Consider the following 22,760-nt stretch of genomic DNA (forward strand, 5'->3'; position numbering starts at 1 on the left):
CATTCACTCGCCACACGGACACAGCCAAATAGCTTGGCGCTCTCGGTATTTTTGTCCCGGGGTTGGATATATACGGTACTTAAATCTAGCTTTCATAACTTGACGCATCAAACTAACATATAGGTTAGCATATTTATTGAAAAAAAATCAACCCGCAAGCAATAAAAAGTCGCCCGCTTATGGGCGAGGCTTGAGACCCATTTTTTCGGTCAAATTTTTGAAATTCGTAGTCCAGGCTAGGATTATTGGTTCGGCAAAAGTATATTGAAAAAGTGAAAATCAAAGGGGGCTGAAAGCTTTATAAAACAATACTTTTGGAAGTCATGTTGATTCCGAGCGCGTACAATAAACCCGTTTTGCAAAGTCTTCCCTAGAATAAATCATGTAGCAATTTGCATAACCTCTTGTAAGTTAGAAATATGTACTGACAAGCGAAGATTGAAGGATTAAAAAACGATCAAGCTGTAGTAAATATTGAGGGTCAACAAATGGCTATCGAGCAACAAACATCAGTGACCAATTTACCAGAAAACTTTGCGCTCAGAGGAGACCGGACTAATTTACATATTGGGGACTTCAATGGGGATGGTTTCGACGACTTCCTCCGTCAAGAAAAAGGCGATTCTGATAACGATGATGTAAACACTGCCCAAATCTTTTTTGCCGATAGCAATGGTAACTTCAGCACAAGTCGTAGGACTACTCTACCAGATAACTTTGCACTCAAAGGAGACCTGACCAATTTACATGTTGGGGACTTCAATGCGGATGGTTTCGACGATTTCCTCCGTCAAGAAAAGGGGCCGTCTGACGATGACAATGTAAACACAGCCCAAATCTTTTCTGCCGATAGCAATGGCAATTTCAGCACAAGTCGTAGGACTACTCTACGAGAAAACTTTGCACTCAAAGGAGACCTGACCAATTTACATGTTCTGAACTCTAGTAGAAATGGAACAGCCGATTTCCTCCGTCAAGAAAAGGGACCTTCTGACGATGACAATGTAAACACGGCCCAACTCTTTCGTTCCGATGCCAATGGCGTATTCTTCGGAAATGCTCCTTTTAGTAAACGCACATTACCAGAAAACTTGGCGATTAAAGGAGACCGGACCAATTTACATATTGGGGACTTCAATGGAGATGGGAAAGACGATATCCTCCGTCAAGAAAAGGGGCCGTCCGACGATGACAATGTAAACACAGCCCACATCTTGTTCAGGGAAGATGTTGGTGTAGACTTCACCATAAACGACAGAATCCTGTTACCAGAAAACTTTGATATCAAAGGAGACCTGACCAATTTACATGTTGCAGACTTCAATAATGATGGTTTCGACGATTTTCTCCGTCAAGGAAAACCCGGTTCTGGTATTAGTAATCGAATCTTCTTTTCTGATGGTAATGGTAACTTTAATCAAGGATTCTATAGAGAAGATTTGGATCTAGGTACGGATACCAATTTGTATTTTGGTGATTTTGATGGTGATGGTTTCACGGATATCTTGCGTCAAGAAGATGGCTCCGTAGATAACGAAAATGTCAATACTGCCCAGATTTTTTCTAATCTAATAGATATTAGTTTAGAGGGTAGTTCAGGAGATGATTTGCTCAACGGCGGAGTTGGCAACGATATTCTAAATGGTGGTGAAGGGGATGACTTGCTCAACGGCGGAGATGGTAACGATGTTCTAAATGGTGGTGAAGGGGATGACTTGCTCAACGGCGGAGATGGTAACGATGTTCTAAATGGTGGTATTGGTGATGACACCCTAGAAGGTGGTATTGGTGATGACACCCTCAATGGTAATGCTGGTGACAATATCTTGGTAGGAGGTGAAGGTAACGATATCCTAGATGGTGGAGATGGTCTGAATATTGTTTCTTACCAAGGAAACATTAATGGGTTTGATCTTAATATCAACGACGACGGGAGTGTTATCGTAACAGACATCGATACAAGTGACGGGGACGAAGGAAGTGATACCCTGACTAATATTTCTCAGTTATTATTCGATGGCAATACAAGTCTAGATCAGGATCTTAGTAGAAACACAGTGTTGGGTATTGCAGGAGTGCATGAAAGCACTGACAATACCGATACTTCCACTTCTATTGTTGGTGGCAGTATAGCAGCAACTAACTTCGTTATCGACATTGAAGGCACAACTGGTTTGGGCTTAGATTTTGATACCAGTAAACTAGCAAGTTTTATCAATGACATTACCCTACCAGACCAAGATATTGAAGATGCCAGATTAGCCAGCAATCTTCTTTTGGATGCTGCTGGAGGTCTAACTGGTGCTATTCCTGTCTTTGGAGCCGCAGCATCAACAGCTATTGCAATGCAACAAACCTTATCAAATTATGCCTTTGATTTAGCTCAAGTAGACGCGCAAAAACAGGCTGCAATTGATGCTGTCAATAATCCTGACTACAATACAGAAGCTTGGGGAACTATTACCCAAACCAACCGAGATTTAGTGCTAATCGAAGATTTCCAAATTGGCGTAGATAACATCTTCTTACCTTCAGTATCGAGTGTTGCCAATGTTGGTTATGCCATTAAATCAGGAATATTAAACAATCAAAATGGTGTGTTTATCGAGGCACAAATAGGTACTGAAAACTCCAATCTTGTCTTTATCGAGAATAACTATGGAAGTCTGAATAACACAGATTTTACCGACCAAATCAGCAATCTCTTGACAAGTTCGGGAAATAACAATACTGATTCTGGCTCAATTATTAGCACCTTCAATCAAACACCCATTACAGTACAACCACTCAATTCTGGTCTGAATTTTGAAATTGGAACTTTTGCAGGAGATCATATTATTGGCGAACAGCTAGCTACGGGGCGGAGTGCACCTGGTTCCTTTGAATTGGTTGGCTTATTTGGTGACGATTTGATTCAAGGTAGTACGGAAAATGATTTTCTCAACGGTGGTTTTAATTCTGCAACACCTACCTTTGCTGACATTACCTACGAAGATGATGGATTCGACATTTTACAAGGAGGTAAAGGTGACGATGAACTTAGGGGTGGAAGTGGCAACGATACCCTTGATGGTGGGGGATTAATCTACGATGACAATATCAATGTAACAGGTGTTATTGTTGATGATGGTAGCGATACCTTAACAGGTGGTTCGGGGAACGACACTTTTATATTTAACACCCCCTCAACTGGAATTGACATCATTACGGACTTTACTATATTGGTTGATCAAATTCAAATTAACCAAGTTGAGTTCGGAGCGACGGATAAAAGTGAATTCTCCTTTGACCAAACCAATGGTGCTTTATCGTTTGGTTCTCAGCAAATTGCTACTTTAGCAAACTTTGATGAGTTACAGAACTTTGATGTTAACCGCGATATTCAGTTTGTTTAAGTAGGCCACTTTCAAGACTTATATCATGTTCGGATAATCAGTTATAATAAAACTTAAAAACTGAATAGTATCGACAGTGCCAAAGAAATACTGAAATTATCAATACTCCATCTCCAATATCTCCTATGTATTCCTCCTTTCTTCCCTCCTGACTCCTGACTCCTGACTCCTGACTCCTCACAAAAACTACTAAATCTTGACTACATCCGCCTACATAATATCCACCTCAACTCTACAGGTGGTCTACCATTAGCTAGAGGAAATATATCTTTACCAGTCGCCCAACTTTCAAACCAACTTGTAGGAGGCCAGGCTGTTTGAGGCAAATGTTGACGTTCATATTCTATAACTAACTCATTAGAAACGATCGCCAAGGGTAAACCATGCATCGCTGTTGCAAATTCCTTACCAGTGAACAAACTCGACCAAGATAACTGTGCCATCTCTCGGACTAACTCATCCGGTACATACCCATCTACAGTTAAAAATATATTGAATAGAAGCATACCACCAGGACAAATAAAATCAGACATTTTTGCGAGAAATAACCGCAGTTGCTCTACATCCCGAAAATGAGAAACTACTTCTGTAGCGATCGCCAACTGATAAAAAGCTGGCTGCATTCGTATCAGTGGATCGAGAATATCTCCCTTAACCACATTCATAGATAAATTTTCTGTAGCGATCGCCGTTTGCAACTGTTCAATAAAAGCAGGCGTTAACTCTAAAACATCTACATCATGACCTTTTCGTGCCAGGGGTAAAGCATTCCTACCCGTTCCCCCACCCACATCTAATATTTTTAATGAAGTGTTTTTACGAAATTCTGCCACAGTTGCTAATACTCTAGCATCAGGGTGAGAACCAAACAAAGGAGGCTTTCTCTTCTCTACCCAAGACTCATACTGTTCCCCTAAAGTTGGACTACGAACAGTTACTTGGCAAGCCATACCTTTTTTGGGAGGCTTCACTAATTCATACTGAATAACTAATATTGAAGTTGTGGAAACATTAAACCCTTCTGCCAACTTCCTTTCTATCATTTGACGCAATTGTAGTTGTCTTTCCTTGGGCATTGGTCTACCCAGGTGAGAAAACAAGCTTTCTACAATATTTATGTAATGCTCAAGCATACCAGGCAGACATGGAAATGCCAACTCACCACGTCCTGAAATATGGCTATCAAGCTTATATATAACAGCTTTTTTCAGAATATCTGGAGAAGTTACGAGTGGCAGTTGGTCACTTATGGATAATGTCTGTTCTTGGTTCATCAGCAGATTCTGCTTTAGTTAGTTTTTTTTTGATAGTTCTTGCAGAAGTCAGGGAATAGGGAATAGGGAATAGGGAATAAACAATTTCACAGTCTTGAATTGATCTAATTAACACTTTTGACTTTTAACTTCCGCGTAGCAGCCCTACTCCCTACTTAAATTAATTGGCATTACATAATTGCGGGATGATTTTGTCAGAGAGCAGAAACCATAATCCCCGTGTCCCCGTGTCCCCGTGTCCCCGTGTCCCCGTGTCAGCCGAAATCATCCCAGTATTCAGCAACGCCAATTAATTAGTGCCTCCAAGAACTATTTCTGGAAATTTTAACTGAACTTCTGTAAATGGCCGTCTTCTTCCCTCTTCTTGCCAATAGTTAATTACCTCAGTCGCTTGATTGAGAAGATCTACCCGGTCTGATTCATTAATCCAATGTTTGGCTTCTATTTCTTTTCTGTTAAACTAAGCCAGTTTGTTACCAAACCGACTCGTCTTCAGAACCGGACGTGAGACTTTCACCTCATCACGGCTCCTCTCTTAAACGCCCCTTGTCATGGGTACATCCCTGCCTTAATATCAACATATCTTCAACCCATAAGTATCCATCAGGTAAATCCTGTAACTTTGGTTCTGTGTATGTCTTTTTATCTATGGCAGTTTTAATATCGTGGCAATGTCGGTGCAACAGTTGTTTATTCTTATATGTGTTGTCACCACCTTTAGACTTTGGTTTTATATGGTCAACTTCAATTAGGTCATTTGGTCTAAAGGTTAGTCCACAAGATGCGCATTTATTCTTTTGCCGTTTTAACAGCGTTGTGACTTCTTTCCTTACGCCTGGGTATTTGCCGATTCTATTACTCCAATAAGTCCATTCGCCGTCATAAGGGGATTTATTACCTTTAACTTTAATGTGCCGTATAATAGGCACATCTGAGTGTAGGTTTAGTATATACTCGTCATCATTTAAGACCCAGTTTCGGGTTCCTTTGATGTTAGGGAAATACTTTTTCTTAACCCATTGGCTTGGCTTATTTGGATGCCTTCTACTTGCCCATCGCCACAGTCTTTTCCATAGAAGCATATCCAGTTTGCTGAATACTTCTTTACTGACTACAATTGAGAAGTATTTGGCCCATCCTCTTATTACCGGGTTTAATTTAGCTATTAAAGCTTTAGTAGAGGCGGTTTTGTGGGAATCACATATATCCGCCAGTTTCCGATAGTGAGTTTTAATACTCTTAGAAGATGGTTTGATCAGCGTTTTAAATCCTTGTTTGGTTGACTTTACCTTCCATTGCCTAATGGTAAATCCTAAGAAGTCAAATCCGGGTTGTTTACCTTCATATTTTTCCAAGGTGTGGGCAATTTTGGTTTTTTCTGGGTTTAGTTCCAATCCTACCTGGTTTAACCATTCCTGTATTACGGTTTTAGCTTGCAGCACTACTTTGATGTTTTTATGTAGGATGACAAAATCATCAGCATAGCGTATTAGAGATAGCGCCTGTTTGTTTTCTTGCTTTCTTCCTGGTAAGGTTTCAGCAAATTTGTTTAAACACTCCTCCATACCGTGTAAGGCGATGTTTGCTAGTAAGGGACTTATTACCCCTCCTTGAGGTGTACCTTCCTCAATGTTTAGGAATTGATTATTGTCGAATACTCCAGATTTCAACCATTGTTTGATTAATCGTCTGTAGGGTGATTGACCTATCTTTCCTAACAGTGCATCATGGTTAATTCGGTCAAAACATTTGGATATGTCAGCATCTAAGACAAATTTCGGTTTTAACTTAATACTGTCAAAGATGGCTTCAATGGCATCGTGTGTTGACCGTCCTGGTCTAAAACCATAGCTATTGGGTTCAAAACGTGCTTCCCACTCTGGTTCCATACCTAACTTCACCAAGGCTTGTAATGCACGGTCGTACATTGTGGGGATTCCAAGCGGGCGCTTTTCATCTTTACCTGGTTTTGGTATATAGACTCTGCGGGTGGGGCTTGCTTTAAGGTGGCGTGATGCGAGTAGGTTCACCAAGTTGAATCGCTGCATTGGAGATAGATTTTTGATACCATCTATTCCAGCAGTTTTCTTACCCTGGTTATCTTGAGTTACGCGCCTAACAGCTAGCAACCTAGCGTAGTAACTTTTTAAAAGAAGTTTTTGGTATCTGTGCATCTTGCGGAATTCACCACGGCTGGATGCTCTGTAAATCAATTTTTGTAATTTGAATACAGATTTCTCTACCTTCTTCCAATTTATATCCTTCCATTTCAGTACCGGATTGATTGAAATCTGCGAAGGTATATCGTCTGTATCCCTTGCTACGCTTAAAAATGGTTTAGGGTTTCCTAATCTTCTTTTTAGTGTCTGAGCTTTATTCATTACTATTCATTGCCTTACATTACGTCTAACAGTAGATACGTCTACAAATTAATGCTTCTTATCTAATCCTACTCTCCCTTTGACCTACGTCCTTTGCGTAGATTGACCTTGAATGGCTTCCTAAGATTTCGACCTATATACTTAGGTGTCTTAGGGAGGTTTCCTCGTTCCCTTATACCTTTAATTACGGCTGATTTAGTGAGGTAAAATCTCCCGGAGGGTTCAGTATAGTTGTTGATAATCTCGAATTAATAAAATTATCTATTGTCCCCCTGACTTTCGTCCTACATTCCTTAGCTACCTTTGGAATGGCTATGGATCACGAGAGTTTGATTACCTTCCTGTTCGTCCACTTGTCAACCTTTGCTCGCGGTATCGTTCCTCGGTAACTGGTATTTTCCCGCTTTTAGACCAGCTTCGGAGATTGATGTTCAGTCTCTACTCCGTGGCCTATGCTGTCAACCCAACAACAAGGCGGATGGAATTTCACCACCAAGGATATAAGAGTTATTCACAAGTCGAGGTTGCCCTCATGTGGTGACTTGAAACGGCCATTTATACCCAGTTTCCTGGTTTAGTGGCCAACGAGTCGCACTAATTCTTCCCAAGCATCATTGCGAGGCCAGAAAAAGTAACAAGTTAAGGGGCTAGTACCATTTCCTACCACTTGATCTACTGCAAGTGCTACATTATCATCTAACCAAACTACTTTCAGTATGAATTTGGACAATTTACCTCCAGAGCCAATATTAGGCTAATTTTAAAACTTTGCACAATATTAAATCATACCACGGAATTTGAGTGATGGACAAAGCAATTTTAGTTTTTGACATTGATGGTGTAATTCGGAATGTTGGAGGGTCTTATCGACGGGCGATCGTGGATACGGTAGAGCATTTTACATCTGGCGCTTTTTGCCCCACTTTAACAGATATTGACCAACTCAAATCTGAGGGTGTTTGGAATAATGACTGGGAGGCTTCGCGAGAGTTAATTTATCGGTATTTTGAAGGCCAAGGTCAAAAAAGAGAAGATATTGGTTTAGATTATCAAAAGTTAGTAGCTTTTTTTCAGTCTCGTTATCGGGGTCCCAATGAAGATAATTGGACTGGTTATATTTGTACCGAACCGTTGTTAGTAAGTTCTGGTTATTTTCAGAGACTGACAGCAGCAGGATTTTCTTGGGGATTTTTTAGTGGGGCAATGCGGGCAGAAGCGGCTTATGTTTTGGAGGGTAAGTTAGGGTTGAGTTCTCCTGTAGTGGTGGCGATGGAGGATGCCCCAGGAAAACCCGATCCCACGGGGTTATTTGCAGTATTGGAGACATTGGAAAAACAGCATGGTTTAGCTGAAAATCTACCTGTGATTTATGCTGGTGATACAGTGGGAGATATGTATACGGTGGAGAATGCTCGTCTAGCGATGCCATCGAGAAATTGGACAGGGGTGGGTGTGTTGCCTCCCCATGTACAGGAAAGTCAGACAAGGCGAGAGACTTATAGTACAAAACTTTTGGAGGCGGGGGCAAAGATAGTTTTGAGTAATATTGAAGAATTGTCTGAAGAGGCGATCGCTCGGGCTTTGTTGAAGAAGGAAGAAGGAAGAAGGAAGAAGGAAAAGGTTGATGGGGACTCAAACCCCAACTAATTGTAAACACCGTATACACGGCGGGGCATTATATCATGTTCGGTTGAATACTTATAAATAACTGTTGTGAGGAGTCAGTCCTCAGGAGTCAGTCCTCAGGAGGGAAGAAAGGAGAAAAAGAGGAAATATTGGAGAAAAGTAAAGAGAATTTCAGTATTTCTTTGGTACTGTCGATACTATCAGTCATTAAATTTTATTTATAACTGATTATCCGAACATGATATTAAACCCAAAAGAAAAGGCGTTGCTGAAATATAATGGTAAGTAGCTGAAGATAAAATTGAAAAACTTATGTTTTGCGTTGATACTTAATCTAAAAATCATTACAACTCAGCAACGCCAAAGAAAAACATAAATCATCATAAAAATTCGGTAATTGGGAAACCAGCCAGTTAATAGTTGGGCTTTAGCCCAACCACGAGCAACTGTAACTGATTCAATGAACTTCATTACAGCGCTTTTCAAATTGATGAACCACATCACCATAACCAAATCCTTGTAGGGACGTTGCATGCAACGTCCCTACTGTGCTCTACCGATATGAAAACTGTTGTAAATACAAATTAAGCTAACAAATCGTCGATAAATAAGTCAATTTTCATTTGAGAAAGATGTTGCATCACAACAATATGAGCTAAAGAACCCTGAGTAGCTAACTGCCACTTCTGACAAATCTTTATTGATGGCTTGTTAAATACAACCGTAGTTGAAAAATCATTTAAAAAAGGCTTGTACCCAATCTGTTCTAAACGTTGATACAAATACCGAGCATTTTCTAAACAAGTCGAAACTTCTCCTGCAAACTGTTGACTTCTGGTCATAATAGCATACCAAAGAAATAAACAAGCAAGCCCACTACGAGAACCTGTAATAGTTGTATCATTACAGCCAATATATTCTATTTGATTTCTGATTTTTTCAGTATAAATTTTACGAGTTAAAACAATTCCATAAGGAATAGGAGAACCAAAAAATTTATGACCACTAACAGCAATACTAGCAATGGGATAATCCTGAAAACTAATTTTTGGTGCTGTTTCCATGAAAGGTAATAACATTCCTCCTAAAGCACCATCACAATGGATATGAAAAGGAATTTTTAGCTTTTCTAAAATATCAACTGTTGGCTCTATTCGATCCACTGCTCCTCTCATTGTGGTGCCTAAGTTGAGATTGAGAATAACACTGTGATTCGTTCGTTTTGATATTTCTTGCTTGAGATGTTCGTAATCTATTTCCCCATTAGGTTGAGAGTTAATAACTACATGAGGTATTTTCAACATACAGGCCGCTTTGGCAATGGAATAATGAGTATCTTGAGAAGAGTAGAGAATTGCATCAGGAAGTAACTCTCGCCCTAAAAACATACCATAGATATTTCCTTCCGTACCACAACTGGTAACGTATCCCCACTCTGCTTCTAAATGATAAAGTTCAGCTAACCAAGAAATACATTGTTGCTCAATATTTTTGTCTTGAATATACCAGTATCCAGACTCCCAGGGATCGCCTAAATTATTGATTAGATATTGAAAAAAAGGCATCAGAGGGGTGTAATTAAAATTAAGATTGAGTGGATAACCAATGAAAAATTCTGTAGACTCAGCAATACTTTTTTCTAAAGCCTTCAAAATTTCTTGTTGTTCTGGGAGAGGAGATGAAAATTTTGTCGCCTGACTGTTGTTATTGGTAGATGTTAATTGTTCCCTGACATTACTTAAATTTTTCATAGAGCTTGAATTATTTTGAATTCCCTATTGTTGAGTAGTTAAATTTTAACTTTTCATTTTGGCAGAGCTTTATTGTTTTCACTCAGTTTGTATTGTAGCTTCTGTAAATAGTTGGCTAAATCAAGAGCCTACTATAACAACTACACGAGTTTACATGGAATCATGATTACATAAGTTTCTCAAGACATAAGATTATGATGACTATGCCAAATCAACTTTTAAGAGTAATTTTATATGACTTACGCATAACTTAGGGGTTAAGGGCCGAATACCCTACAAATGTCCTATGTTTTCGTTTTTTGCATAAGTCCTGTTAGTAGATAAAAACCAGAGCGAAACTCAAGATTTGAAGATGGATCTATAGCTTGAAACAATGGATCAACACAGCTAGGAATCAAATACCTGTGGGGTAACTTACCTATGGCTTTTGTTACATTCAGTGATTGCAATCGCATGGGTAGATTCCCCAAAGACTATCATCCTAATGGGGAGATGGGGACCCACCCCTAATATAGAATCCGGTTGAATAGTTATTGTATAGTTGGGAGTAGGGGAGTAGGGGAGTGGGGGAGTAGGGGAGATTAAATATTTAAGTAATTATAGAATTATCAACATATACTATATAACCTCCCAGGAGGGGAATGTGGGGAGATGGTGAATTTGGAGGCAAATTTCCACCTTTTTTGGGCGTTGCTGATTCTGGGTATGATTTTGCCCCCCTAGCCCCCCAAAATTGGGGGGAATAAAACTCTAAAAGTCCCCCAAAATTGGGGGATTTAGGGGGCTTGACTAGAACCAAACAATCGCACATTCATCCTTCAATTTAACAACGCCCTTTTTTGCTACAAACAGCTTACTGTAAACCACCGGAAACAAAACCCGCCCAATAATAAGGGTTAACAAAGGGATACTCTTTCTGACATAACAACTCCAGGTTATTTTTCATTTTCACAACCCGTTTTTTATTCTCCTCTGTCTCAATACTCTGCAAATGCGCCTCTAGTTGCTGCCGATAAATATCATTAAGTTGTTTTCCTGTCAAGTTGCGCAAATCAGTTTGAGCTTTGTGTAATGCTTGCGGGCGGGTGTATTCACGGTTTTGCCGATGTTCATAATAAAACAAACAAAATAGTGCCGTCGCGAAATCATCCACTGCCCATAATGTACTGACTACACTCTGAGCGCCTGCACTCAGGAAACCTGCTGCAATAGTTAGAATGTCATCGTTAAGTTTGCTGACTGTGAGATTAGTTTCGCAACAGGAGAGGAAGACATCAGTTAATTCTGGTAAACGCCAGGTAAACACATCCCCAAGGGTGACTTCCCCATCAAATAAATGTAGTTTTGATTCTAGGGGATTTTTGAGGTTGGCGCTAGCGTGATGACTGGAATGGAGAAACTGTACTTGTTTTGTGAGCTGGCGGTAGTTGTTGACTGTTGCTTGTTGGTATTGGAGGCGGTGGTGTTTGGAGACTTGGAACATTTGGGCGAGGTTTTGACATTCGTATCCGGTGAAAATGAGGTCGCCTGTAGCATTTTCCACAATTCCCATTTTTTGGGAGTTGATGGTTTTGTTGCGGTTGTCGCAATAGCTGAGTATTTGGCAACTGGGTATAACTCGCAGGCGGAATATATCGCTGAGATAGGTGGGTTGAATTTCGGGTGTTTTTGGTTTGTTGGTAGGTTGTGAGGCAGTTTTTTTGCCAGTGGGAATCACGATCCGAGTATTTTCAAATTCCCTTGTATATCCTCTTGCTGTTTCCCTTTTTAAGGGGGAAGCTGAATCTTCGTAGCCCACCTTACCAAGGGGGATTGGGGGGATTTCTCCTCCAACTGGAGTTGGGGGGATATTCACAGGCAAAGCAGCAAACGGAATTTGATGCAGATCTATATGAGGCACGATAATTAATTCTTTGATATTGCTCAAGTGTTGGTTAATGACTTGATTCAGTTGCAAGCGTTGGGAGAGTTGTTGGAGAAAGTCTCCCATGTTTTTACGCCATTCTTGGTTTTTATTATTTCTGTGGTCAACGTAGGGTATTAACCAGTTTTCAAGTATCCAGAGGTGCAACGCCTCAATACCCTGACCTTCACAAGTGAAAAGTTGAACATCCTGCCGACCTACGATAAATATATAGGTATTATCTTTAGTGGTGTAAAAACTAAGTATTGCTGTTTCCTCATCTTTTATTAATGCTTGCATCTGCGCGATACTCAAGGGGTTTACCTGTAATTGACCCGCCAATACTAGGTCATACTTACGAATCTCTCGCCAAACCTGTTGCCGTTTTGCTTCTATTTTTTCAATTTCTGCCAATCTTTGCCCTGCCTCTTTCCCACTGTCGCGACGGTCAAACCGACTATTTGCAGTAGCGAGTTGTTTGCTTTCGTAGGAAATGGAGCGACGGAGCTGATACAAATATTGTTGCAATTGATAATATTCTTCTAGGAGTTGGGGTGGTATTTCAGCATTTGGGTGGTCTTTGCTCGCCATTAATTCTGTCACCATACGGGAGCGGGAACGCTCTGTGTATTCTAATGCTTTGTCATATTGTTTGAGGTTAACAAAGCACTGGACAATGTTTTGGTAGACTCCGATCGCTTTTTCCAGGATTTCTTGACGGTTCTCGTCGTCTTTCGACCAACTGCGACTGAGTTCGACTGCTCTTATGGCTTTTTCGTAGGCAGGGATAGCGGGTTGCCAGTTGCCCTCCTTGAAGTGGAGGTCGCCTAAGTTGTCAGTAGTTTGGAGATAGTCAATGGGATTTGCTTCTAGGGTGCGAACTAACAAAGCCGACTCATAAGCTTTAATCGCCCGTTCCAGATTCTGTACCTGGTCGCCTCTGATTCTTTCACTGTATGCCAAGCCTAGATTGTTTTGAGTCATTGCCCAATCTATCGGGAAGTCTTTTTTGGTACGAACTTCCAATGCCAGATTAAATGCAGCAATAGCATTTTCCAGATTCTGTGCCCGGTCGCCTCTGATTCTGTAAAGGTAGGCAGTGCCTAGAGCGTTTTGAGTTATTGCCCAATCCATGGGGAAATCTTTTTGGGTACGAACTTCCAATGACAGACTGCATGCAGCAATAGCATTTTCCAGATTCTGTGCCCGGTCGCCTCTGATTCTGTAAAGGTAGACAGCAACTAGGTTGTGTTGAGTCATTGCCCAATCTATCGGGAAGTCTTTTTTGGTGTAAACTTCCAACGCCAGATTATATGCAGTAATAGCATTTTCCAGATTCTGTGCCCGGTCGCCTCTGATTCTTTCTCTGTAGACAAGACCTAGATTGTGTTGAGTCGTTGCCCAATCCATCGGCAGGTCTTTTTTGGTACGAACTTCTAATGCTAGATTAAAGGCAGCAATAGCATTTTCCAGATTCTGTACCTGATCGCCTCTGATTCTGTAAAGGTAGGCACCGCCCAGGTTGTTTTGAGTCGCTGCCCAATTGTTCGGGAAGTCTTTTTCAGTGTAAACTTCCAACGCCAGATTATATGCAGCAATAGCATTTTCCAGATTCTGTGCCCGGTCGCCTCTGATTCTTTCTCTGTAGGCAGCGCCCAGATTATTTTGAGTCTTTCCCCAATCCATAGGGAAATCTTTTTTGGTGTAAACTTCCAACGCCAGATTCAATGCAGCAATAGCATTTTCCAGATTCTGTGCCCGGTCGCCACTGATTCTATCACAGTAGGCAGCGCCCAGGTTGTGTTGAGTCGCTGCCCAATTGATCGGGAAGTCTTTTTTGGTACGAACTTCCAACGCTAGATTAAATGCAGCAATAGCATTTTCCAGATTCTGTGCCCGGTTGCCTCTGATTCTATCACAGTAGGTGTTGCCTAGATTGTTTTGAGTCATTCCCCAATCCATGGGGAAATCTTTTTTGGTGTAAACTTCCAATGCCAGATTCAATGCAGCAATAGAATCTTCCAGATTCTGCGCCCGATCACCTCTTATCTTGTCACTGTAGGCAGTGCCTAGATTGTTTTGAATCGTTGCCCATATTTCCGGGTTACTCTCGCGGGTAAAAACTTTTAGCACCGCTTCACAACTAGCAATGACGATTTCCATGTTATCTGCTTTGTTGCCGAGTGGGAAGTCGTTGAGGCACTTGCTGAAACCCCAAATAGCAGTGGCAATCAATTCTGGGATGAATTTTACTGCGTCTACCTCCAATTCCGAAAATTTAGCAGTTGCCCAGTTTCGTAAGATATTGGCAAAGTTATCGTCGAGTTTGTCTAGGTTTGCTTGCAAGAGTGGGTAGACTACTTCAGGGTCGCCTTTACTCTCAGCAGTTGCTCGTAGTACCTCCATCAGGAAGTTAAAATAGTCTTCCGATGAGTAATTAGTTGAGGGAGAAGATTCTGAGATTTCCAGCATTTCCACAAGCTGACTCCTGACATGGCGTAAAAAATTAGCAGCGTTTTGAGCATTTTGGTCATCGTTTTCTGTGAGTCGTTGTGCATAAAGTTCCATTACTTGGAGTAACCCTTCATCTACTAACTCGCGGTTAGCTTCGAGGATTTCAGCTACCTTGTTAGGGTAGGTTAGCAGTTGTTGGATGAGGTTAGTGTATGCTTCTATGCGTTGTTTGTTCATTTTTAGTTATTGGTTGGTTGATATCTATTATATGTATCTGCTTTTAGGGTTGAGGTTTATGCAGTGGGAGCTAGACACAGATTGGGCCACGGATATACGGATTAATTCAGTTGTCAAAACTACTGATAACTAAAAAAACTGATAACTGATAACTGATAACTGAAATAGTCTGTGCCAAAATCTGTAAATTTGTTGCAGCAAGGGCAAATGTCCGACTATTACTAACCCATTCAGAGGAGATGTATCACTCACAACAATCATAACCACCCCTTCTCAGTCAAATGCCGAATATCTTCCTGTAATTCAGGAACATCATAATGGATGGAAATGTTGCGGTTAGCAATTAACTGTTGAAAACGAACCTGTGACATATTCAATAATTCTGCTGCTTTTCCCAAACTAATCTTTTCTTGCTGAAATAGCAACAAAATAATTTCTAACAAAAGTTCGTCTTCTGACATTCCACTCACTTTAATAATTTCATCAGAAATAATCATATTTATTCTTTTTAGTTTCTATTAGTAATTTTCAAATTGTAAAATACAAAGCCACATTTGTATCTAGCACAATTAGGTCTTCTGTTACTACCATTCATCCCTAACTTGTTGTTGATATTCCAAAGGATCTATACTGAGTTTTATAGTACCTGCATACTTAGCTAAATCCACATTTTTTGCTTCTGTTTTTAACTGAGCAATAGCTAACAACTTTTCAATTTCTTGCCAGTCTTCATAATCAATTAAAACTGCTACAGGCCCCATAGTTTCATCAGTAACTATTTTCTTCTTAAAATCCCGCATAATTTTCTCCTATCTATTAATAAACTGTTTAAATATATAGCACTACGCAAATAGGTTAGTAACCCGGTAGGGTGTGTTAGCGCTAGCGTAACGCACCATTCATCAACATCAAGAGCGCTCCAGACGAGGTGGTGCGTTACATTTCATTAACGCACCCTACAACTATTAATAAACGGTTCAAATATATTATCCCACTATTTCAACTTCCTGAGAATAAACCCGCCAGTTATCTTGCTTTTCCAATTCTTGCCATAACTCCTGCATTCTTTCGGGAGTCAAATCTGGTGCTATCTCTTCCTCATTAGGTTTTAACCATTCTAAATCTAGAGGTTTTTCGAGAGCGATCGCTACAAATTTTTCTACTCCTACTTCCTTAAAAGTAAACCGACATCCTAACTCATAAGTCAAACTTTCTTTTTGTGGCAAAAGCCGAATTTTTTCCAACTCATAATCAATAGCAAAAGCTTGAGAAGGGCAAACCACACACCGACTCACAACTCCCTGATTTAACAACAGTAAATAACCATCAGATTCTGGCAAATTAATAAATGCCCAATAAGGCTTTTCTAAACTCAGTTTTAAAGGTTTATTATCAGCTACTTCAGGAATATGTAACTTATCTATTTCTGCCACATCATCTGCAAAATTAATCCAATCCCCATTTTTATCTGCTTGCTTTTCTAAACATGGCAAAAAATTCACCTCAACCCACCGAGGAAATTGATAATCCCATAACCATTGATAAAGATTTTTCCAAAAATCCTTACCCCGGCCTGGATGTTTGATGGAATTAACTTTTTCTTCTCCTATATCTGCTATAATTACCTCTGAATATTCAACCAACAGACAATCTCTAACTTGGCTAGATATTCTTTGAATCGTACTTGTTAAATCTCCCCATCCTTCCTTTTTCAAAATTTGACAAATACTTGTTTTCTCTGTTTCTGCCTTATCATTGCTATTCTTATTTTCTAAACCATATTTATCTGGATGATATCTTAACTTGAAAAATTCCCCTTGAACTGTGGGATTACCATTTTCTCTCGGAAATAAACCATCCGCAATTTCACTGATAAACTCTGAGTGTAATTTAGTAATCTGCATATTAGCTCCAAAGAATAGATTAACTTATAGCAGAAGGAAGAAGAAAGAAGGAAGAAGGAAAAATATTATATTGTCTGAGTTTTAAGCTTTTGATCTGTCCTAACATTTCCTTCGGCTGCTATAACTAATAACAATTATATCAACATAATTTCCAGAAAAAAACTCCTGAAAGGAGATTAGCTATTTACTGCCATTTGCTGTAATTTTGTGTAATTTAACATAATTTTAGTGAATTTAATTTGATTCAATTTGATTTAATTTAAAGCTCAAAATAGCCATTTCAAACCAATGACATTCCGCTGAAAAACAGGCTAAATTAGTATCAGTTGAATTCAGAAATAAAGCAATAAAAAAACATCAACTTGCCAAAAACTTTTCCAACAAAGAACACACACAATCGCCAATCAATATGAAAGATTTTTTACAGCATCAAATACCCGCAGAAACAAACCAAGCATTACAAGCAGAATTGTCAAAAATCCCCTTAGACTTGGAAAATATCACAGAAGAAAAGCTCCGGCAATTAGGTCAAGTTATTCAACAACAACTGCCAGAAGAGATTTTGCAAAGCTTCAAGCAACTAACCAAACCTCACGGTTTACCTTTTTTAGTCATTCATAATTTACCAATAGACGATAAACTAGGTAAACCACCAACCGATGGTAAACGTCCTCAGCACAAAACTACTGACATTAGCGAGAAAATTTTGCTCGCTATTAGCGCTGCCAGTGGTTTACTACCACTAGCTTATCAACAAGAAAAAGGGGTGCTAGTGCAAGAAATTACACCAGTTCCCGGTAAAGAGCGATCGCTCTCAAATGAGGGTTCCATCTCATTAGGTTATCACACAGATGAGTCCATCTTGAAGCGGTGTTATCGTCCAGAATTTCTGTTTTTACTAGGATTAATCAATGATTCAAATACACCTACCTATATTGCGGAACTAAACAAAGCATTCGCAGAACTTAGTCCGTGCCACCAACACCTCCTACAGCAACCTTTGTTTCGAGTTGAACTGCCAGAGTCTTTTAAAGTGTGGAATGGAAAAGTAATTCAAAGTGAGTTGCGCCCCCTAGTTACTGAAAATCACAATGGCGAATTAGAAATAGCGGCAAATCTCTATGCAGTCAAGAGTATAACTAAGGAAGCAAAAACAGCAGTCGATGCTTTGAGCAATGTTTTGCCCTACGTTAGTCAAGCAATAACATTGCAGCGAGGGGATATGCTTTTGTTCGATAATAGTAAATGTCTCCACGGACGTGCTGCTATTTCTCAGGCAGGCGATCGCTGGTTGCAACGTTTGTTTTGCCGTCGTTCCTTAATGGATATACGTCGAGTTACAGACTGCTATAATGGCTTCGTTTTTGATATCAAATTTCTAGTATTAGAGTAATCTGATCGGGACTTATATCATGTTCCCCCTCCAGGGGAGCTACGCTATCGGAAGAGCTGTATTATCTTATTATCTTGGTTTGTTGGGTTGCGCTATCGCTTAACCCAACCTACTGGCGCGTCAAGTTTGAAAATGTGGATTAGAAAATATAGACCTCTCCCCCCTTTTCAAGGGGGGTTGGGGGGGATCGGAGAGTTAATTTTACCCACAATTTTAGCCTTGACGCGCTACTACTCACACTATTTTTGTTGGGTTGCGCTATCGCTTAACCCAACCTACTTTTTATTCTATGCCAATATTGCTGTCAAAAATCAGCTTTTCTGAAGAACCCCACATTTGGTCATAAATTCCCGCTTTTACATAACGATGAAAACTAGAGTATTCCCAATATGACGGAGCAGTTACTAATCTATGATGTACTGGATTATAATGAATATATTCGACATGATTAGCCAAATCGGGACCGCTTTGAATTTGATGTTCCCAAAACCTACGTTGCCAAACAGCTTTTTCTCCTTTATTTTGTCGAGATGTTGAAATTTTTCCCTGATATTGAGAATGGCATTGACGACTAAAATAACTTTTAATTAACCGCCAACGAGTAGAAAAGTTTGCATCATTTTCAGGTAATGTCCAAAGAGAATGAATATGGTCTGGCAAGATGACAATAGCATCTATTTTAAATGGATGTTTTTGCATCACATATCGAAAAGCTTTTCGTAGTAAATCTATGTTTTCCGGTGCACACAAAATTTTCTGGCGGTTGTATGTCACTACTGTAAAAAAATAGGTTGCCCCTGGTGTTTTTGCCCGACGATATTCCATAAAGTTCAAATAATATTTGTTAATTTTGTAGTTAGTTTTGTAGGTTGGGTTGAGCGCAGAGAAACCCAACATTATGTCAGTTTTTCTTAGGTGGCGCGATCGCGCTCCCAAATATAAAAGTATTATCTTGGTTTGTGTTGGGTTGCGCTGCCGCTTAACCCAACCTACTGACTACTGTGAAAAAATAAGTTGCTCCTGGTGTTTTTGCCCGACGATATTCCATAAAGTTTTGTAGGTTGGGTTGAACGGAGAGAAACCCAACATTATGTCAGTTTTTCTGAGGTAGGGCGAACGCGCTCCCAAATATAAAAGTATTATCTGGGTTGATGTTGGGTTGCGCTGCCGCTTAACCCAACCTACTGACTACTACTGTGAGCCAAGAAATAAATTTCTTGGCTTGGCTTGGCGGATGACAAAGCCACATTTCAACTAACTAGGTTCTGGAATTGTGATATCTATTGAAGTAATTTTAAGATCGTTTCCAAGACTATTCAGAGGTGGTTGAATTGCTTCTTTGTTACCCACCACTAAAGTTACAATTTTATCTGGTTGCAAATATTTTTGAGCTACTCTTTGCACATCCTCAACCGTAATATTTTCTATTTCCTGACGATAACGGAAAATGAAATCTTTAGGATAATCATAATATTCATATCTCATCAAACGGGATAAAGTTTGAGCTGGATCTTGAAAGTTGAAAATAAATGAATTGAGAGTAGAATCTTTGGCATGGATGAGTTCCTCTTTTGTAATAGGTTGAGTGCGAATACGTTTAATTTCTTCATTCACAGATTTGATAAATGGCACAGTTGCATCCGAACGAGTTTCACCTCCAGCGATAAATACACCTGGATAATCATAGTTAGGACTCCAATAAGCAGAAACTGAATAGGCTAAACCTTGACGCGATCGAATATTATTAAATAAGCGTCCCCCCAAACCATTAAGTACCTCATTCATTACGCTCAAAGCTGTATAATCAGGATTATCTAACTTTCCGCCTAAATGACCCATTTGTACATAACTTTGATTTAACTGAGGTTGTTGAATAAAAAATAGACCGCCGACTCGATCTTGACTAACGTTTGGTAGGGGAGGTTTCACTGCTTTAATGCTTGGTTGCCAGTTGCCAAATTGCTCTGTAATGAGCGATCGCATCTGTTTGGTCTGAAAATCTCCTACTACTCCCAAAATCATATTCTCAGGATGGAAATATTTGGCATAGAAATCAATTAAATCTTCCTGGGAAATGTTATTGAGGGTTTCATATTCAACAGTTCGAGCATAAGGACTTTCTGTCCCATAAATCAATTTTTGGAACTCACGACCAACAATAGATTCAGGGTTGTCATTCCGGCGAGCAATTGCACCTTGCCATTGTTGTTTGTAAAACTCTAGCTTTGCTTCAGCAAATACGGGTTCGCGAATGACTTCGGTAAATAATCCAAATACTTCTGTCAAGTCTTCAGTGAGGCAACTGAACCTGGCGCTACCAGCAGTACCTCCGATGCCTGTTTCCACTACTGCTGCTTTTTGTTCGAGTATTTGATTTATTTTGTCAGGGGAATGTTGAGTTGTACCACCTGTGCGCATGACAGTGCCAGTTAAGTCTGCTAACCCAACTTTATCTTCGGGTTCAAATCTTGAACCTGTCCGGAATATTGCTCTGCCACTTATGAGGGGTAATTCATGGTCTTCCATAAGATAGACAACGATGCCATTATCAAGTTGAAAGCGAGTGTACTCCGGTAGTTCTAATTCTGGTAGTGGGGGAAATTCCAGTTCGGTATAATGTTTGGCTGGAGCTAGAGCTATGGCTGGTATTTGCCCTAAAATAGCTAACAGCATTACTACGGCTAAAAATGCTGTGATGAAAATTTTCGATCTAGTAATTTTTCTTTTGTAGTTATAAAGCATTGTTTGTTTTGGTATGAAAGGGAACAGGGAACAGGGAACAGGGAACAGCTATTGGTAGTGGACCGACACAGCTAAAATGGTGGATTAGCATTCAGCGATAACCCTTGTATTTCAAAGCTTTCACCTAAAATATATTACACTATTTTAAGCTTGACACGCCAGTAGTGGATTGTTTCACCTAAAATAGTGCATTAGCTTTTATAGTATTGATTGTCTTGAGTGTGTCTTGCATTCTGAGGAAACCTCAGAATTACACACTCGAAGCATGACTTTTGACTTTTGACTTCCGCGTAGCGGCACTAGGCGCACCTCACGCCTGATGAAATTTGCTGCATGAATTGATTTAATATAAACTATGCTTTAATTATATAGCAATACAAGAATTGGGCGCGGACATTTTTCAATCCTCAAACCCTTTTACAGTTTGCTATTCCCTATTCCCTATTCCCTAGCGCGTAAAAATGACAGTTACCACAAAACAACTAATTCAATGGAAACAAAAAGGTCGCCCCATAGTAGCTTTAACTGCCTATGATTATGCGGTCGCTCAAATTTTAGACCAAGCAGGAGTAGATTTAATTTTGGTGGGAGATTCTCTGGCAATGGTAGCATTAGGCTATGATACAACTCTACCTGTTACTCTTGATGAAATGATTCATCATGCTAAAGCAGTGCGACGAGGTGTTAAGCAAGCTTTAATAGTTGTAGATTTACCATTTTTAACTTATCAAGAAAGCATTCAACAAGCTATACATTCCGCAGGGAGAATACTCAAAGAAACGGGCGCTCAAGCTGTGAAATTAGAAGGTGGAAATGAAGCGATCGCTCAAACGATAAGTAAATTAACATCAATAGGTATTCCGGTTATGGGTCATATTGGTCTAACTCCCCAATCTGTTCATCAATTTGGAGGTTATCGCAAACAAGGTAAAACTCCTGATGCTAAAGCGCGTATTTTAGCAGAAGCTGTTGCTGTGGAAGAAGCTGGTGCTTTTGCCATGATTTTAGAACATATTGGAGCAGATTTAGCTAAAGAGATTACTGAAAAAGTTTCTATTCCTACTATTGGTATTGGTGCAGGTGTCTATTGTGATGGTCAGGTATTAGTCATTAATGATGTTTTAGGAATTTCTGATTGGCAACCTCCTTTTGCTAAATCTTATGCTAACTTGCGAGAAAATATTACTCAAGCAGTGAAAGAATATAGTTGGGAAGTTAGGGAGAAAAAATTTCCTCAACCACCATCTTGAAGAAGGCAGAAGGCAAAAGGCAGGAGGCAGGAGGCAGGAGGCAGAAGGCAGGAGGCAGAAGGCAGAAGGTCTAATTGCTTATGGATAGTTAACGACCGTTGACCAAAAAATAAGGTTCAATATTTCAAGCCTCCCCTTTCAAGCTATCTCTTATAAGGAACTCCTGAAAACCTTGTGGGGAGCAGGGGAGCAGGGAGCAGGGGAGAAGGGAGAAAAAATCATAGTAGATAGGACAAACTACTTAGGGCTTGCTGAAAAAGTCTTATGGGTGAAGGTAGGAGACAGGAGACAACCCACCCCTCGCCCCTCCCCCTCCCAGGAGAGTAGGGCTGTTTCATTCTCAATAGACACGGGGACGCACCAGACACGGAGACACGGGGATGGAGGCTTTTAAGCGGTATTGAACCAGATATCCTCTCAGAGTTTAACTACACCTATTGGCGCTCAAAA

Annotated in this window: 16 protein-coding genes and 2 pseudogenes; 4 read left to right on the plus strand and 14 right to left on the minus strand. The window is 40.0% G+C overall.

Features of this window, described 5'->3' with window-relative positions:
• Positions 1-3: 3 nt before the first annotated feature.
• A complete protein-coding gene (locus F6K54_RS42985; RefSeq protein ID WP_366558014.1) occupies positions 4-108 on the minus strand; it encodes a helix-turn-helix domain-containing protein in 105 nt (34 codons plus the stop codon).
• Between the two features lie 380 nt (positions 109-488).
• On the opposite strand from F6K54_RS42985, the gene F6K54_RS18235 reads away from it, so the two are divergent.
• Positions 489-3,395 carry an FG-GAP-like repeat-containing protein gene (locus tag F6K54_RS18235; protein ID WP_293080117.1) on the plus strand — a complete coding sequence of 969 codons (2,907 nt, stop codon included), beginning with the start codon at positions 489-491 and terminating at the stop codon, positions 3,393-3,395.
• A gap of 200 nt (positions 3,396-3,595) precedes the next feature.
• On the opposite strand, the gene F6K54_RS18240 is transcribed toward F6K54_RS18235, so the two are convergent.
• From F6K54_RS18240 to F6K54_RS18255, 4 genes and pseudogenes are all read right to left on the minus strand, one after another.
• Positions 3,596-4,669, minus strand: coding sequence for a bifunctional 2-polyprenyl-6-hydroxyphenol methylase/3-demethylubiquinol 3-O-methyltransferase UbiG (locus tag F6K54_RS18240; RefSeq protein ID WP_293080120.1), 1,074 nt, complete (start codon positions 4,667-4,669; stop codon positions 3,596-3,598).
• Positions 4,670-4,958: 289 nt separating this feature from the next.
• Positions 4,959-5,123, minus strand: a pseudogene (locus F6K54_RS18245) (30S ribosomal protein PSRP-3); the annotation flags it as partial.
• 67 nt (positions 5,124-5,190) lie between these two features.
• The gene (gene ltrA, locus F6K54_RS18250) at positions 5,191-7,050 is read right to left on the minus strand and encodes a group II intron reverse transcriptase/maturase (protein ID WP_293080123.1); all 1,860 of its coding nucleotides are present in this window, start codon (positions 7,048-7,050) and stop codon (positions 5,191-5,193) included.
• Positions 7,051-7,645: 595 nt separating this feature from the next.
• A pseudogene (locus tag F6K54_RS18255) lies at positions 7,646-7,780 on the minus strand (30S ribosomal protein PSRP-3); the annotation flags it as partial.
• A 74-nt stretch (positions 7,781-7,854) separates the two neighbouring features.
• Here F6K54_RS18255 and F6K54_RS18260 point away from each other — a divergent pair.
• The gene (locus tag F6K54_RS18260) at positions 7,855-8,697 is read left to right on the plus strand and encodes a TIGR01548 family HAD-type hydrolase (protein WP_293080126.1); all 843 of its coding nucleotides are present in this window, start codon (positions 7,855-7,857) and stop codon (positions 8,695-8,697) included.
• 563 nt (positions 8,698-9,260) lie between these two features.
• On the opposite strand, the gene F6K54_RS18265 is transcribed toward F6K54_RS18260, so the two are convergent.
• The 7 genes from F6K54_RS18265 to F6K54_RS18295 form a co-directional block, all read right to left on the minus strand.
• Complete coding sequence (locus tag F6K54_RS18265) at positions 9,261-10,427, minus strand: histidine decarboxylase (RefSeq protein ID WP_293080129.1); 1,167 nt, start codon at positions 10,425-10,427, stop codon at positions 9,261-9,263.
• 284 nt (positions 10,428-10,711) lie between these two features.
• A complete protein-coding gene (locus F6K54_RS18270; RefSeq protein WP_293080132.1) occupies positions 10,712-10,882 on the minus strand; it encodes a hypothetical protein in 171 nt (56 codons plus the stop codon).
• Between the two features lie 398 nt (positions 10,883-11,280).
• Positions 11,281-15,021 (minus strand): CHAT domain-containing protein, encoded by a 3,741-nt coding sequence (locus F6K54_RS18275; RefSeq protein ID WP_293080135.1) that lies wholly within the window; start codon positions 15,019-15,021, stop codon positions 11,281-11,283.
• Between the two features lie 129 nt (positions 15,022-15,150).
• On the minus strand, positions 15,151-15,282 hold the full coding sequence (locus F6K54_RS18280) for a hypothetical protein (protein WP_293080138.1): 132 nt from the start codon (positions 15,280-15,282) through the stop codon (positions 15,151-15,153).
• Positions 15,279-15,518, minus strand: coding sequence for a UPF0175 family protein (locus F6K54_RS18285; RefSeq protein ID WP_366558162.1), 240 nt, complete (start codon positions 15,516-15,518; stop codon positions 15,279-15,281). The genes F6K54_RS18280 and F6K54_RS18285 overlap by 4 nt, the downstream gene beginning before the upstream one ends.
• Positions 15,519-15,605: 87 nt before the next feature.
• Positions 15,606-15,821, minus strand: a complete 216-nt coding sequence (locus tag F6K54_RS18290; protein ID WP_293080140.1) for a hypothetical protein — start codon at positions 15,819-15,821, stop codon at positions 15,606-15,608.
• A gap of 186 nt (positions 15,822-16,007) precedes the next feature.
• Complete coding sequence (locus tag F6K54_RS18295; RefSeq protein ID WP_293080143.1) at positions 16,008-16,925, minus strand: hypothetical protein; 918 nt, start codon at positions 16,923-16,925, stop codon at positions 16,008-16,010.
• A 409-nt stretch (positions 16,926-17,334) separates the two neighbouring features.
• On the opposite strand from F6K54_RS18295, the gene F6K54_RS18300 reads away from it, so the two are divergent.
• Positions 17,335-18,318, plus strand: coding sequence for a TauD/TfdA family dioxygenase (locus F6K54_RS18300; protein WP_293080146.1), 984 nt, complete (start codon positions 17,335-17,337; stop codon positions 18,316-18,318).
• Between the two features lie 282 nt (positions 18,319-18,600).
• On the opposite strand, the gene F6K54_RS18305 is transcribed toward F6K54_RS18300, so the two are convergent.
• Both F6K54_RS18305 and F6K54_RS18310 read right to left on the minus strand, forming a co-directional pair.
• A complete protein-coding gene (locus F6K54_RS18305; protein WP_293080149.1) occupies positions 18,601-19,215 on the minus strand; it encodes a transposase in 615 nt (204 codons plus the stop codon).
• A gap of 357 nt (positions 19,216-19,572) precedes the next feature.
• Positions 19,573-21,060 carry a pitrilysin family protein gene (locus tag F6K54_RS18310; RefSeq protein ID WP_366558163.1) on the minus strand — a complete coding sequence of 496 codons (1,488 nt, stop codon included), beginning with the start codon at positions 21,058-21,060 and terminating at the stop codon, positions 19,573-19,575.
• A 461-nt stretch (positions 21,061-21,521) separates the two neighbouring features.
• On the opposite strand from F6K54_RS18310, the gene panB reads away from it, so the two are divergent.
• Positions 21,522-22,310, plus strand: coding sequence for a 3-methyl-2-oxobutanoate hydroxymethyltransferase (gene panB, locus F6K54_RS18315; protein ID WP_293080152.1), 789 nt, complete (start codon positions 21,522-21,524; stop codon positions 22,308-22,310).
• Positions 22,311-22,760: the final 450 nt, after the last annotated feature.

The organism is Okeania sp. SIO3B5 (assembly GCF_010692555.1).
Classification (GTDB): Bacteria; Cyanobacteriota; Cyanobacteriia; order Cyanobacteriales; family Microcoleaceae; genus Okeania.

Excerpts from the sequence above, each read along its gene's own strand:
- F6K54_RS18305 (WP_293080149.1), bottom strand. The coding sequence starts at position 19,215 with ATGTTGGGTTTCTCTGCGCTCAACCCAACCTACAAAACTAACTACAAA.
- F6K54_RS18260 (WP_293080126.1), top strand. The coding sequence starts at position 7,855 with ATGGACAAAGCAATTTTAGTTTTTGACATTGATGGTGTAATTCGGAAT.
- F6K54_RS18275 (WP_293080135.1), bottom strand. The coding sequence starts at position 15,021 with ATGAACAAACAACGCATAGAAGCATACACTAACCTCATCCAACAACTG.
- F6K54_RS18310 (WP_366558163.1), bottom strand. The coding sequence starts at position 21,060 with ATGCTTTATAACTACAAAAGAAAAATTACTAGATCGAAAATTTTCATC.
- F6K54_RS42985 (WP_366558014.1), bottom strand. The coding sequence starts at position 108 with ATGCGTCAAGTTATGAAAGCTAGATTTAAGTACCGTATATATCCAACC.
- F6K54_RS18295 (WP_293080143.1), bottom strand. The coding sequence starts at position 16,925 with ATGCAGATTACTAAATTACACTCAGAGTTTATCAGTGAAATTGCGGAT.
- F6K54_RS18270 (WP_293080132.1), bottom strand. The coding sequence starts at position 10,882 with ATGCGATTGCAATCACTGAATGTAACAAAAGCCATAGGTAAGTTACCC.
- F6K54_RS18265 (WP_293080129.1), bottom strand. The coding sequence starts at position 10,427 with ATGAAAAATTTAAGTAATGTCAGGGAACAATTAACATCTACCAATAAC.
- ltrA (WP_293080123.1), bottom strand. The coding sequence starts at position 7,050 with ATGAATAAAGCTCAGACACTAAAAAGAAGATTAGGAAACCCTAAACCA.
- panB (WP_293080152.1), top strand. The coding sequence starts at position 21,522 with ATGACAGTTACCACAAAACAACTAATTCAATGGAAACAAAAAGGTCGC.
- F6K54_RS18280 (WP_293080138.1), bottom strand. The coding sequence starts at position 15,282 with ATGATTGTTGTGAGTGATACATCTCCTCTGAATGGGTTAGTAATAGTC.
- F6K54_RS18285 (WP_366558162.1), bottom strand. The coding sequence starts at position 15,518 with ATGATTATTTCTGATGAAATTATTAAAGTGAGTGGAATGTCAGAAGAC.
- F6K54_RS18240 (WP_293080120.1), bottom strand. The coding sequence starts at position 4,669 with ATGAACCAAGAACAGACATTATCCATAAGTGACCAACTGCCACTCGTA.
- F6K54_RS18300 (WP_293080146.1), top strand. The coding sequence starts at position 17,335 with ATGAAAGATTTTTTACAGCATCAAATACCCGCAGAAACAAACCAAGCA.
- F6K54_RS18235 (WP_293080117.1), top strand. The coding sequence starts at position 489 with ATGGCTATCGAGCAACAAACATCAGTGACCAATTTACCAGAAAACTTT.
- F6K54_RS18290 (WP_293080140.1), bottom strand. The coding sequence starts at position 15,821 with ATGCGGGATTTTAAGAAGAAAATAGTTACTGATGAAACTATGGGGCCT.